Below are 13,249 nucleotides of genomic sequence, written 5' to 3'. Positions count from 1 at the left end.
CTGTCCAATCCTCTTCGAGCCGCACACTGCCGCTAACAGGGTTCACCGATGAGGGCCGTGACGCGGATGCGGTGCCAGGAGGCGCGGCGGGTGACGACGCGGAAGCGGTAATGCTCGTCTTCGAGGCCGGCGACGAGGGCGCGGAGTTCGTCCGGGGAATAGGCGCGCAGGCACGAGGCGAATCCGTCCCAAGTGATCATCGCGGGAAGCAGCGGCAGGCCGTAGGTGAGGGCCAGGCGCGACCAGCTTCGCGGTGAGAGGAAGGGCATGACGGCGGCGGCGAAGAGTGGCGCGCCGCCGACGATGGCCACACCTTGGAGCGAGCGCTCGACCATTTCGAACGAAGCGATGGGCTGGCGCGCCCGAGCCGCGGCCGCGAAGATGGCGCGGGCCATGGGCGGACGGAAGTGATGGAGCGCGTTGAAGAGGGTGCGCAGGCCCACGAGATGGTCGGGGAGCGCGGTCGCGTCGATGGGTTCGCGCAGGCCGACGATGCGTCGGCGCCGCTGCCGTTCGAGCCGATCGAACGCCGCATGGTTCGGGTACTTGTCGGTGAGCACGGCGTCGACACGGATGCCGTGCCAGCGTTCGAGCGCATCGACGAGGGCCACCGCGGGACCGCCGCTGCCGGAGCAAAGATCGACGATGCGCGCGGCCGACGTGCCGGTGAGCACCTCTGCGGCGATCCCCGCGGCGCTGTCGAACAGGTGAAGCCATTCGGAGGAGGCACGAAGCACGTCGGTGAGCGTGTTGCGCCACAACGCGGGGCACCACTCGTAATCCTCAATCTCGGGGGCATGGATCCGATTCATGGCTTCCCTCCGTAACTTTACGAAATACGAAACAGGCGTACCATCCACCATGTGGACGAGGACACCTCCAAGAATACCGAATCGCCTCACGACCGCGTCAACCGCGAACTCACCGAGCTCCTGAGCGAGCTTCGCATCGCGCTGCCGGGCGTGCAAATGCTCTTCGCGTTCCTTCTCACGGTTCCGTTTCACGAAACGTTCGCCAAGCTGTCGGAGCTCCTTCGCGGCGTCTTTTTCTTCACCTTCGCCACGACCACGGTGGCTGCCGTTTTCCTGATTGCGCCTTCGTCCAACCATCGCATCGCCTTCCGTGCACCCGAAAAGGAGCGCTTGCTGCTCCGCGCCAATGGATTCGCCATCGTCGGCATCGCCTTTCTCGCGCTGGCCATTTGTGGTGCGGTGTTCCTCATTTCGGGAATGCTCCTCGGCGAGGGATGGGCACCGGCGATCACCGCCTTGGCCTTTCTGCTCATCGTTGCGACCTGGTACGTCGTACCGCTTTGGCGGCGCGCGCATGCGCAACGTCCTTCGTGACGTTTTGGCAAACCTGGAAACGCACCTGCCGAGCTGCGCCGCCCGATCCACACTCACCGCACGACCGACTCGTTCCCACCGTGTACTCCGCAGTGCCCGTCGGACGCAGCCATTTCAATTCGGCTGGGAAGCTTTTTCGTTGTGCTACGTTTGTTCTCGTCATGAAGCACTTCGTTCAGACCCTCGCCGACACGCTGGGTCTGGGAAGCCTGCTCGACGAAGTACGGCATCGTTTCGGCGGGTACGAGCTTCTCGAACACTGGAAGCAGGGCGAATTCCACCACGACGTGGTCGTTCGCGTTCCGTCCACAGCGAACGACCATCTCCTCGACCTTCTCCCCGGGCCAATTCTCGTCATCGCGACCAATTGCAACGGCGGCGTCAAAGAAGTCCTTTGCTTCGGGGAAGTTCCCGAGCGGTGGGCTCTCTGGCATTGGCGGTGCCCGCACATCGACGACTTCACGGGCGACGTTCCGCCTGTCTTGGAACGGGCCATCACCGAACATTGGTTCGACCCGTGCGATCTACTCTCAGCGGACGCACGCAGCGAGCTGAGGCCCGAACATCGACAGCGGCAGCGTGGGGGTGGCTGGGAGATGGCTCCCTCCGCCTGCGGTGGACAGCTCCTCGATCGGAAATTGTAGACGCCTTCGGAATCGGTAGTCTGCTATTTCCTGTACATGGATATTCGCACTTACAACCGAGAGGCCTGGGACCGCGCCGTCGCGGAAGGTGATCGCTGGACGATACCCGTGAGCCGCGAGGCGATCGCGCGGGCCCGCGAGGGCGATTGGCACATCGTCCTCACGCCGCGCAAGCCGGTGCCGCGCTCTTGGTTTCCCGTCGAGCTCGAAGGGCTCGACGTCCTCTGTCTCGCGTCGGCCGGCGGACAGCAAGCCCCCATCCTCGCGGCGGCCGGTGCGACCGTCACCGTGTTCGACAACTCGCCCGCACAACTCGGGCAAGATCGACTCGTGGCCGAGCGCGAAGGGCTCTCCATTCGCACCGTCGAGGGCGACATGCGCGATCTCTCCGAGCTCGGCGACGCAAGCTTCGACTTGATCTTCCACCCGGTGTCGAACTGTTTCGTCGAGAGCGTGCGCCCCGTCTGGCGTGAGTGCGCACGGGTGCTGCGGGCTGGCGGCACGATGCTCGCCGGCGTGGCCAACCCGGTCGCATTCTGCTTCGACGTCGACCTGGAAAAGCGCGGCGAGCTCGTCATCCGCTACCCTCTCCCCTATTCGGACAAGACGAGCCTCACCGACGAAGAACGCCGCCGCTACACCGACAAAGGCGAAGCGCTCCAGTTCGGTCACACGCTCGAAGATCAAATCGGCGGCCAAATCGACGCGGGCTTCGCCCTCATCGGCTACTACGACGACTTCGCAAGCGAGGGCGAGGTGGTGGCCAAATACATGCCCACATTCCTCGCCACCCGCGCCCGCAAAACGGCTTAACTGCAGAGAGGAATTACAGGAAGACGGGAAGACGGGAAGGAGTTCCGGCTCGAAATAGCGCGGAACGCTTTTCTTTGAGTTTTCCAATGGGCTCACGGCGCCAACTGGAAATCAAAAAACCCTTCCCGTCTTCCCGTCTTCCTGTGAATTCTCTTCTTCTAGAGGTTTTGATATCCGCGCATGTTGTTGAGCTGTAGATAACAGTCCTGCAACGAGCCGGAGGTGTCGCCGAGGGAGCGGTAGATGCCCCACTTCGGGCGGACGCGATCGCCGAGCCATAGGTCGACACCGGTTTTCTTGGTGTCGATCACCGTGGTGCCCCCGTTGCGAACGACCCAGCGCACGGAACCGCTCGAGCCATCGCCAATTTTGAATTCGAGGTCGGTATCGATCCACTTGTTCTGGAGCGGTGCCAGATCGATGGCGCCGACGAGGACGTCGCCCTCGATGACTTTGACCTCGATTTTCGGCGTGCTCCCGTGGCGGCGCAGCGACATGACGAGAATCGGACTCGTACCGTTGCCCGGCATTTTGAGCTGCATGATGTGGGTGAACGACGTCGTCGCCTTCAAGGAGCTCGGAATGTAGAGCGACCAGGAAAGCTTCCACGTCTCGCCCAAGTTCATGTCGATGAGGCTACCGCTGGAGGTGCGCATTCCCTTCACCTCCTGGCGCTGCCGATCCGTGGAGGTGTCCCGGTCGACCATGTGCATGTTGAAGCGGTAATTGTTGCCCGAAACGAAGATGTGGGGCTGGCCGGCGGAATGCGAATTCGCCCTATCGTCCTCGATGCCTTCGAAGGCCTTCAGGCCATCTCGATTCGCCTCGGGATTCCACTTCAGTTGCCACGACGCCGCCTCTGCGGCCGCCGCGGTGGACTCCAGGTCCTCATCGTCCGTGGCGTCGACTCCGCTGCAGGAGAGCGGCATGCATGCCGCGATGATCGCCCAAATGAGCCGCCCCCGTTTCGAGCCGTGGTGCATGAGTTTCTCCTTTCACGAAGTCTGGAGATGAACATGTCGACAATGATACCGGTGTCACGCCTGAAATCAAATTGGATTACGGCAATCCCCAATACCGCGTTGCGTTATTACCGGCCGGTTCGATCGTGAGATCGGGCGTGGTCCCGCGTGGGACGACAGCTACATCGGCACCGCGTGCAAGCGTGATCTCCAAGGAGCCGTCGCCGAGTTGCTTCGAAGGAATCGCCTGGCCATCGGGCAGCGAGCGCACGTCGTAAGGCCCGGGGAGATTGCCCGGGTGCACACGCAAAGGTTCGCCGGCGAGGCTCTTGATTCGGATGAATTGTGCTTTGCCGCCGCGCCGCACGGCGCTCACGAGAAAGGCCCCCTCCGTCCGCACGTCGTGCAACGTCACGTTGGACCACGCCGCGGGCACCGCCGGAAAAACGCGCACGGTGCCGCCCCAACTCTGCACGAGCATATCGTGCATCGTCTGCGCCCCCGAAAGCGGCGTCTCGATGACCGGGCCCGATTCTTTGTACATCGTATTCGGCTGCACGTACTTATCGAGCAGCGTCTCCAGCTGCCCCCGCGCCTTGTCGCCGTTACGAAGGATCGCATACATCGAACCGGACCCCGTGAACGTGTATCCCTGCTGGGCTCCCGTATACCCGAGCCAATGCTCCATCGACTTGGTCAGGGCATCGCGGTTCGCGGCGCTGGTGGTCACATCCAGTTGATACAGCGGATAGAACCACAGCAAATGTGAATAGTGGCGATGCGACGACGTCAACTGCACGTCGGCACCGATCCAGAAGCCGTTGGTCGCATCCTGCGGGGGCCTGACCAGATGGTCCCGCACGTCCTGCCACGTGCCCACCAGCGGATCGCTCAGGCCGAGCCGCTCACTCGAGGACAGCAGGGTCGTGCATGCCCAGTAAATGAGAGCCAAATCGTAATTGCAGTCCGACGTCGATGCGTACTCCGGTGAGAATGTCTTCGGCAGGTGGTAAACGCCGGAAGCATCCTTCGTCAAAAAGTGCAGGTAGAAATTCACGGCCTTGCGCAAGAGGGGAAAGACCAGATTGCGCAGCACGTTGTCGTCCATATCGTGCCGGTAGGTCAACCACGCATTGTGCAGCGCCCAAACCAGATTTCCCACCTCGGGATCGCCGCTGCTCCCCGGCAGGGCCACGGTGGACGTCTCCAGATTTTCCTGGCTGGTGCGGGCCATGGCCATCGAATCGCTTCGGTACGCCTCGGGAAGGTTGGACACCAGGCTCTCGCGATACCGGTCGAGCGACGCCGTGAGCGAGTCGAGCTCGCGATGGCTGGTCGCATTGATCAACCAATATTCGAGCTGCACGTTGAGGTTCCACCACACGCCGGGCCACGGTGTTTTCTCGAGCCATGGCCCCGTGGTGCTGAGCACGGGCCGGTCGCGGCGGGTGGCACTCGCCATTTTGTAGAGTTGGATCCAATAGAAGCTCTCGAGCCGCGTATCGGACACCGAGACGAAGCTCTTTGGATAGAAGTCGTGCCACCAGCCCTGGTGCTCCGTGCGAAGCGCCCCCTCACCGGCGGCCGACGCATCGGCCAGCGTCTTCGCAGCCACCGCCCCCGCGTCGTTCGCGGGATGCGAGTGCGCCACGGTCGCCATCAGGGTGCGCGTCTTTCCGTCCGCCTCGGTCCGCGTCTGCCAACGGGTGACCGTCTGCCCGCCCGCGACCAGGTTCTGCGTGCACGTCCCATTGTTTCCACTGCTGCTCACCGCGGGGGCGGGGTTCGTCTGCAGCCCATCGGGCGCCGGCTTGAAATCGAGCCGGGGGCTGCGTGCGGCGGCAGGGGCAAAGGTCCACGAGACCCGCTCCGAGCCCGACTTCACGCGGACGGAAGCGACCAACACGTCCCGTTTTCCATGCACGTAGGCGCGCACCGAAAGCACGCCCTTGGTCGTCGTGATCGTCCCCGTAAGCTCTGCGTTCCAGAGAGAGAGCCGCAAATCCACGTCCGTGACGTCGCCCGCCGTGTCCAGCACGAGTTCCCCGATGGGCAGTCGCGCATTACCAAATAACGTGCCGCCCGTTCCCTGATGATCGCGCACCCGGTTGTCGCCCAGCTTGAACGAGAGCCGTTTGGCCGTTCCAGTCTGGAATACGGAAGCTCCGAGTCCACCATTTCCGAGAAACGGCGCTTGGTAAAAGCTCGTCGGCACCGAAGCCCACACCATGTCGAGACCACCGAGGTATTCGGCCCATGCGGCGTCCGTATTCATCGTATTCTGGAGCGACCAGGCGCTCGGTTTCATTAATTCGATGTCGGCCGAGGTGCTCGACTCCGATACCGGATCCGACGGTACATCGCACGCAACGACCCAGGTGACGGATGCTGCCAAAAGCCGCCCACACCATCGTTTCATGGAATCCTCCGTTCGAGGCTAGTCCCCCGCCGCTCGCTTTCGCTGCTCGTCCATGGCAATTAGTAAAGTTATTTAACGAATGCAAGCGTGCGCGACGTGACCCTCCGACCTGACACGACGCGACACGACCGCGTCATCTTTCGGGGTGCGGCTTTGCCCACCACACCGTAAGCTCATTCGATGGGCAACCACGTGCACGAGCCGCGCGAACACGAATGGGTGACGCTACGGACGTTCGACGATCAGATTGCCGCAGAGATGATGCTGAACTTTCTGCGCGATCATGACATCACCGTGACGGTGCTCGGAAACAGCGTCGCCACGACGATGCTCAATCGCTTCAATACGGTGCTGGACATCCGACTGGCCGTGCCCCGGGACGAACTCGAGCAAGCGCGCGAGGCGCTGCGCGGGTTCGAGCCGGAAGGCGAATTGGAGCAGCAGCCTTTTCGCGGTCCGATGCCCTATCGCACGAAGGGCAAGCGCCCGAAAGAGGATCCCACGGAGGACGAGGAGCCGGTCCGACGGCGGTACCGGCGGGCGGCGTTTGCGCTTGCGTGGCTGCTGCCCTTTGGAGGCGGGCACTTCTACGCGCAGCATTCCGCCGCCGGTGTGGTGTTCGCCACGGCCATCGTGGGCAATACCTTGCTGCTGATGACCACGGGCGATTCGAAGATTGGGTCCCTCGTGTTTCTGTTCGTGGCCGCCGATGCGATCACGGCCCCGTTCGCGGTGGCGCGTTACAATGCCAATCAGGTTCCCGGGGCCTCGGCGCAAATTGGAAGGGCCGTGTTTACGCTGGCTGCCGCATGGGTGCTGGCGCTCATTTGCGTATTTTGTACGTGACCACCGGGCGGAGGGTGGAGAGCACGCGGCAAGCGCCCACCTCGACGAGATCGGCCACGACGCGATCGATGCGCTTGTAGGCATCGGGCGCCTCTTCGAAGAGGAGGTCCTTGTCGTCGCATACGACGAAGCTCCCCAGGTCGGTGCGCAGGAGCTCGCCGGCGCGGAAGCGATCGCGCATGCGGGCCCGCGCGTCGCTGCGGGTCCATTTGCGACCCGCGCCATGCGCGAGGGAATGTCCCGAGTTCATCCCATCGCCGGTGGGCTCCACGAGGTACGTCAGGGTGCCGCGCGATCCGGGGATGGCAATGGGGCCTTCGTCGTGCGGGGCCGCGCCTTTGCGATGGAGCCAGCCGCCGTCGTGCGGGGTGACGGCATTGTGGCAAACATCGAGCACGGGGTGCAGGTCGGCGCCGACGGATTCGGCGAATCGATGCGCGATGAGGGCGCGGTTGGCCCGCCCCCACATGAGGGCGCGGTCGTGCGCGCGCAGGTAATCGCGCCCCGCGACGCTGTCGACCTCGAGCCCTTTGGCGCCATGCACCGCGACGTGGGCGCGCAAAATCGATTCGCCCAGGCCGCGCGAGCCGCTATGCACGAGCAACACGTGTGTGTCCTTCTGGAGCCCGAGGGCCTCGAGGGCCGAGGGCTCGGCCACCTCGTGCACCGCTTGGAGCTCGGCAAAGTGGTTCCCGCCGCCGATGGTGCCGAGTGCATCGCGAAACGATGGCTCGACGACCCCGCGATCGCGCAGCCACGCATCGGCGTCGCCTTCCCAGGTTCCTTCGAGGCCACGAAGCCGTTTGGCGAGGCGCTCGGCGTGCAGCTTCGAGCGGGGCAGCTCGATGCGATAAAGCGCCATGCCACAGCCGATATCGCTGCCCACCAAGTGCGGATAGACCATCCCATCGACCAAAATGACCGCACCGATGGGATGCCCTTTGCCGGGATGCAAATCGGGCATGCCCACCGCCCACCGCACCCCCGTGAGTGCACTCGTGGCACGAAGCTGCCGCTCGGCCTCCCCCTCGATCCAACTCGAGGGCGAAGCCACGATATGTGCGCGTTCATCGATTCGAATCATGACGTTTCTCGGACTTCCAATGAGGTGCAACGCACCATGGGCAAAAAAAGCCGCCGGCAAAGGTGTGGCGCGACACGAATGGCACATTGGCGTCGAGAGACGCCCGTTCGCCCCGCTACGAACTCGCGTGAAAGTCCCGGTTCGAGCCATCGCACTCATCGCCAACACGCACCGCCCGTCCCGAAGGACATGAGGAGGCACGGCTTCCGGCGAGGGGAGCTACCTTGGATCCGTTAATGTAGTCGCAGCCGGCATCCGGCGGACGCACCTTACGGTTTCTCTGAAGTCACAGGCAGCGCATGGCGAGTCGCGAACAGGTAAGGCATTCGCGAATGAAAAGCAAGTACCTCTTATGCAATCTCCATTCGGCCCTGCCGAAGAGCGCGGACGACGGCAATGGCTTCTTCACGCGAGTCGTAGAGGTGAGAGGGCATATGCAGCTTCATGCTGCGGAGCCGGGCACCCGTGCGCGCGAGGGGATCGCCCCCGAAGCGCACGATGGTGACGGCGCACTCGTTCAGCACGCGTTTGACTTGCTGCACGTAAAAGTCGTTCAGGTTCAGGTTGAGCGAGAAGTTCGTATAGTCCACCACGAAGTAGACCCGCCGCCCCCCGCACGCCGAGCGCCACACCTCCAGCGCGCGGTCGAATCCGACCTCGACCTGGGCACGCGTCTCCAGATGAAAGCCCTTCGGGAAGCTCACGAAGAGGATCTCTTCCTCCGGATCGTAGAGGTGGTGGCCACGCAGCGGCAACGCGTCCTCGGAAGCATCGACCGCTGCACGAAGACGCTTGAACGTTTTTGGATCCTTCTCCACGCCCCACCCCTATCGAACACACCAAGCGATGTAACGATCGTCCCTCCGCGCCAGACGGCCGTCAACCTGATCCCGCACGAAGAAGGCGTTGAAAGGCGCCTATCGCGCGTTCGAGCTGGTCATCGCCGATACCATGATGAAGGACCGCGCGCAGCCGAACCGCACTGCCACTGCCCGCGAGGATTCCCTCCTGGCGCAAACCTGCCACGAGACGTTCGATGCGGCCGTCCGCATGCTTCGCCTTCAGGATGACGATGTTGGAACGCGGCGGCACCACGGTGATTTCCGGGCCCGCAACGGCGGCGATCCCTTCCGCCAACCGCCGCGCCCGCGCATGGTCGTCGGCCAGACGTTCCACCATCGTGTCGAGCGCAACCTGACATGCTGCCGCAAGAACCCCCGCCTGCCTCATCCCTCCGCCAACCATTTTTCGAATGCGGCGCGCGCGGTGGATGAAATCGGCCGGGCCCACGAGCATCGAACCGACAGGGGCTGCAAGCCCTTTGGAAAAGCACACCTGGACGCTGTCCACCGATTCCACCAGGGAGCGCGCACTCACCCCCAAGGCCACCGCGGCGTTGAAGAGGCGCGCTCCGTCGACGTGAACGGGGATCGAGCGCTCGTGCGCAAGGTCGGCATGCCGGGCGATGGTCGCAGCGTCCAGCACGGCACCGCCGCATCGATTTTGCGTGTTCTCGAGGGTGAGCAACCCCGCCGGCGCAACGTGCGGATCGTCCGGGCTTTCGAGCGCCGTCGCGAGCTCTTCGAGGTCGAGCCCGCCGTCGTCCGTGTTTCGAATGGGGTGGAGCACCAGGCCGCCCAGCACGGAGGCCCCTCCCGCCTCGGCGCGGTACACGTGGCTTTCGTTGCCTGCAATCACGCGTGAGCCGCGAACGCCATGCGTGAGGATGGCGCACAGGTTGCCCATGGTGCCGCTCGCCACGAAGAGTCCCGCCTCTTTGCCGAGAAGTTCCGCCGTGTGCCGCTCGAGCCGATTGACGGAGGGATCTTCCCCGTACACATCGTCGCCTAGTTCGGCGCAAAACATGGCGTCTTTCATGGACGTCGTGGGAAGGGTCACCGTGTCGCTTCGCAGGTCGATCATCGCTATTTCCTCGCACCTTTCGTAGCATCCCTGCCCTGCCGTGCTTGCGATTTGTTTTCGCGTGTGGTGTGCGTGAAACTCACGGCATGAACGCGCGCCCCGAGCTCCCTTCGCTGCACGCTTTGCATTGCTTCGACGTGGCCTCGCGTTCGGCGAACTTCACGGAGGCCGCGCGCACCTTGCATCTGACGCACGGGGCGATCAGCCGGCAGATTCGCGCGTTGGAGACGGCGCTGGGGGTCCGCCTCTTCGTCCGCGGCGCGCGAAACGTCGCGCTGACCGCCGATGGGACGGCGCTCATGCAGGTCACCGAGCGAGCCTTCGGCATTTTGCACGAAGGCGTTGCCCAAATGCAGCGCCGGCACGAGCGCCCACTGGTTCTCTCCTGCGAGCCGACCCTGGCGCTCCAATGGCTCATTCCCCGGCTCGCGAGCTTTTACGAGGCCCACCCGGAGCAGGTCGTCCACATCGAGTCCAGCGGCGGTCCCATCGACTTCGCGCGCACCGGCGTCGACTTGGCCATCCGCCGGCAGGATTTCCCCATCGCGCCGGGACTCGCGTGCGAGCCCCTGATGGACGAGTGGCTCGGCCCCGTGTGCAGTCCGACTTACGCGAAAAAGCTACGCGGCAAGCACGGCCTCGATGCCGTCACGTTGCTGCACACACGCACGCGCCCCCACGCCTTCCGCGATTGGGCCAAGGCCGCCTCACTGCGCCTGCGTCCGAAGCGCCAACTGACATTCGACCATTTCTCCCTCAGCCTTCAATCGGCCACGGCCGGCCTGGGCCTCGCCATCGGCCCCTCCCCTCTCGTCGCCGACGCCCTGCAAACGGGTCAACTCGTCGCCCCTTTCGGCTTCGTCCGCGGTGACGTTGGGTATGTGCTTTTGGGCCCTTCGCACGGCGAGACGGATCCACGACTCCACGTCCTGCGCGACTGGCTCATGGCGCAGGCCAAGGGCGTCGTTCTTTCGAAGTCCTCGAGGTTCAATGTCCCGTCAACAGGCTGACATCCTGCGACGCCAAGCTCTGTGACGCCTCGATGGATTCGCTGTAGAGCGAGCTCGTATCGAGGTTCATTCCGTCGTCGGAGGCGGGCGCTGGCAGCTGTCCTGCGGGGGCATCGTTTGCACTGATCACCGCGCGCTTCTTGATACGATGCGGCGCGCGCTCTCCGTCGGTGCGACCGGCAATGTCACGCTTCTCGGAGAGAGTTACGGCGTTTTCTGGCAAAGCCAGGGTTCCTCGGATCGCGAGCGCCGCTTCGACCTTTGGAGGCGCGATCATACCTCGTTCGGCTCCCGCCGTTCGCGACCATGCTTCCATGGAGTGATGCGCCCGCAGCACCATGATGGCTCCGGCCGAAAGGGCAAACGCCAAGGATATGGCCAATAGTGCGGGCCTCCGAGCGCGAAGGGTCTTCGGCACCGGTCCGAGCTCGGGTTCATCGTGTGGCGCCGCCTCCAGTGTTTCCAGCAACGCATCCATGGAAGGGAATCGGTCCTCGGGCTTCCTGCGGAGAGCTCGGCGAACGATGGCCGAAATCCCGTCCGGCAAGGGCTGCCACGCCGCCCCATGAAGATAACCGAGATGGCCCGTGAGCAGCTCGAAGGCCACCATTCCCCATGCAAATTGATCCGCGGCCGCATCGGGAGCGCCGCCTCCTCGCTGTTCGGGAGCCGTGTACGGCGACTCGCGGCCCGAGCCCACGAATCCAAAGTCGATGACTTTGACGTTCTCCGCGTTTACGCCATCCCCAACGACGACATTGTCCGGATTCAGTGCGCCATGCGTCACCCCCGCACGGTGTGCGGTTGCGAGGCCGCGTGCCATGGCAGAGAGCCAACGAATCTTCTGCGCATATCCTACGGAAGGGTCACCGACATGGTCCCGCAGGCGTCCTCCAGCAGGGCACTCCGTCGCCACGAATGGCACCCCGGCATGTTCGCCCACATCGTAAATGGCGGCGATGTTCGGGTGGCTCAAGCCCGCCGCGGCGCGCGCACGGGTGAGAAGACGCGCGATCGCCTCGGTATCGCGCACGGAGCCAAACACTTGCAGGGTTACCGAGCGTCCCAGCAACGAATCCCTGGCACGAACGACATTGGCGGCTTCCGTCGGGCAATCGTCGAGAACGTAGCGGCCAAACGTGACGTCGACCGCCGACTCGAGGGTGCGAACTTCGCCCGAGGCGATTTCCCCCTCCGAGGCGCCGCATTCGCGAACGATGCGTTCCAATTCGGCCCGCACCACCTTCGCCGACGGGGGCCGTTCGTCCAGATCCCGGGCAAGCAGTCGCGTCACGAGTCGCTCCAAGGCAGGCGGAATGTCGGATCGAAATTCGGATATGCGAGGCGACTCGAGCAGAACGGTTCGGGCGATGGCGGTCAACTCCGACGTTTCCTCGAAGGCCTCCACGCCCGTCAGGCAGCGGAAGAGCAGGCATCCGAGCGAGAACAAATCGGACCGGCCATCGAGCGCGGGTGCACCACGAGCCTGCTCGGGCGCCATATACCCCGGGGTACCGACCACGGCCCGCGTCGAGGCGATATTTGGCACACCACGAGAGCGCGTTCGCGCAAGCCCGAAGTCTGCGAGCATGGCTTGCTCGAGGCGCTTCGACGGCAAAAGCACATTCCCCGGTTTGATATCGCAATGGACGATGCCCCGGGCATGGGCGGTCTCCAGGGCATTTGCCAAACGGCATCCGAGAATGGCAACGTCGGCCACTGCCAGCGGGCCCCGCCGCAATCGGAGATGAAGCGATTCGCCGGGAACCCACTCCATCGCCAAATACGGAGCGCCCTCGTCGCCCACCCCGTGCGCGATGTAGCGAACGATCCCCTCGTGCTCGAGCGTTTCCAGTGCCCGCGCTTCAGTTCTCAACCTATCCAGCGTGGCGCTGTCCGCCTTGTGGAGAACCTTGAGCGCGACCAGCTCACCGCTAGACCGGTCGAAGGCGCGGTACACGATGCCCATGCCACCGGCGCCGGCCTGCGCCTCGATGAGAAATCGTCCGGCGAAGAGCTGCCCCTCCAGGCCAACAACATCCGTAACGTGTCGGAATTCCGTACGACTCGCTGATGTCATCTCAAGCTCTTTTCCGCGCGAATGTAGCCTCACGCTAACACCAGGCTGCACACCTCGCAATGCGTCAACATTCTCACGGTATTCGGGCTTTCGCACACGACGCAAACCACTCCCTGGTTGCG

Annotated in this window: 12 protein-coding genes; 5 read left to right on the top strand and 7 right to left on the bottom strand. The window is 63.8% G+C overall.

Annotated elements, in window-relative coordinates; all coding sequences use genetic code 11:
• Positions 1 to 32: 32 nt before the first annotated feature.
• A complete protein-coding gene (locus LVJ94_01005) occupies positions 33 to 812 on the bottom strand; it encodes a hypothetical protein (GenBank protein WXB05841.1) in 780 nt (259 codons plus the stop codon).
• 51 nt (positions 813 to 863) lie between these two features.
• Here LVJ94_01005 and LVJ94_01000 point away from each other — a divergent pair, with 51 nt between their 5' ends.
• From LVJ94_01000 to LVJ94_00990, 3 genes are all read left to right on the top strand, one after another.
• A complete protein-coding gene (locus tag LVJ94_01000; GenBank protein ID WXB05840.1) occupies positions 864 to 1,346 on the top strand; it encodes a DUF6328 family protein in 483 nt (160 codons plus the stop codon).
• 161 nt (positions 1,347 to 1,507) lie between these two features.
• A complete protein-coding gene (locus LVJ94_00995; protein ID WXB05839.1) occupies positions 1,508 to 1,990 on the top strand; it encodes a hypothetical protein in 483 nt (160 codons plus the stop codon).
• Between the two features lie 36 nt (positions 1,991 to 2,026).
• The gene (locus tag LVJ94_00990; GenBank protein ID WXB05838.1) at positions 2,027 to 2,803 is read left to right on the top strand and encodes a class I SAM-dependent methyltransferase; all 777 of its coding nucleotides are present in this window, start codon (positions 2,027 to 2,029) and stop codon (positions 2,801 to 2,803) included.
• 158 nt (positions 2,804 to 2,961) lie between these two features.
• Here the strand turns inward: LVJ94_00990 and LVJ94_00985 are convergent, their stop codons facing one another.
• Positions 2,962 to 3,786 carry a polysaccharide lyase gene (locus LVJ94_00985; protein WXB05837.1) on the bottom strand — a complete coding sequence of 275 codons (825 nt, stop codon included), beginning with the start codon at positions 3,784 to 3,786 and terminating at the stop codon, positions 2,962 to 2,964.
• Positions 3,787 to 3,862: 76 nt separating this feature from the next.
• The gene (locus LVJ94_00980) at positions 3,863 to 6,184 is read right to left on the bottom strand and encodes a hypothetical protein (GenBank protein WXB05836.1); all 2,322 of its coding nucleotides are present in this window, start codon (positions 6,182 to 6,184) and stop codon (positions 3,863 to 3,865) included.
• 180 nt (positions 6,185 to 6,364) lie between these two features.
• Between LVJ94_00980 and LVJ94_00975 the strand changes: the two genes are divergently transcribed.
• Entirely contained in the window at positions 6,365 to 7,030 is a 666-nt protein-coding gene (locus LVJ94_00975; GenBank protein ID WXB05835.1) for a DUF2007 domain-containing protein, read from the top strand.
• Here the strand turns inward: LVJ94_00975 and LVJ94_00970 are convergent.
• From LVJ94_00970 to ltaE, 3 genes are all read right to left on the bottom strand, one after another.
• Entirely contained in the window at positions 7,008 to 8,114 is a 1,107-nt protein-coding gene (locus tag LVJ94_00970; protein ID WXB05834.1) for an RNA ligase RtcB family protein, read from the bottom strand. The two genes, LVJ94_00975 and LVJ94_00970, sit on opposite strands and share 23 nt — an antisense overlap.
• Before the next feature lie 350 nt (positions 8,115 to 8,464).
• Entirely contained in the window at positions 8,465 to 8,932 is a 468-nt protein-coding gene (locus LVJ94_00965; GenBank protein WXB05833.1) for a hypothetical protein, read from the bottom strand.
• 61 nt (positions 8,933 to 8,993) lie between these two features.
• Positions 8,994 to 10,037 carry a low-specificity L-threonine aldolase gene (ltaE, locus tag LVJ94_00960; protein ID WXB05832.1) on the bottom strand — a complete coding sequence of 348 codons (1,044 nt, stop codon included), beginning with the start codon at positions 10,035 to 10,037 and terminating at the stop codon, positions 8,994 to 8,996.
• A gap of 86 nt (positions 10,038 to 10,123) precedes the next feature.
• On the opposite strand from ltaE, the gene LVJ94_00955 reads away from it, so the two are divergent.
• A complete protein-coding gene (locus LVJ94_00955; GenBank protein ID WXB05831.1) occupies positions 10,124 to 11,047 on the top strand; it encodes a LysR substrate-binding domain-containing protein in 924 nt (307 codons plus the stop codon).
• Here the strand turns inward: LVJ94_00955 and LVJ94_00950 are convergent.
• Positions 11,025 to 13,127: a serine/threonine protein kinase gene (locus tag LVJ94_00950; protein WXB05830.1), complete on the bottom strand. Its 2,103-nt coding sequence runs from the start codon at positions 13,125 to 13,127 to the stop codon at positions 11,025 to 11,027. The genes LVJ94_00955 and LVJ94_00950 overlap by 23 nt on opposite strands.
• Positions 13,128 to 13,249 lie beyond the last annotated feature (122 nt).

Source organism: Sorangiineae bacterium MSr11367, from assembly GCA_037157805.1.
In the GTDB taxonomy this organism is placed as follows: Bacteria; Myxococcota_A; Polyangia; order Polyangiales; family Polyangiaceae; genus Pendulispora; species Pendulispora rubella.
This window is presented reverse-complemented; position numbering and strand designations above follow the sequence as displayed.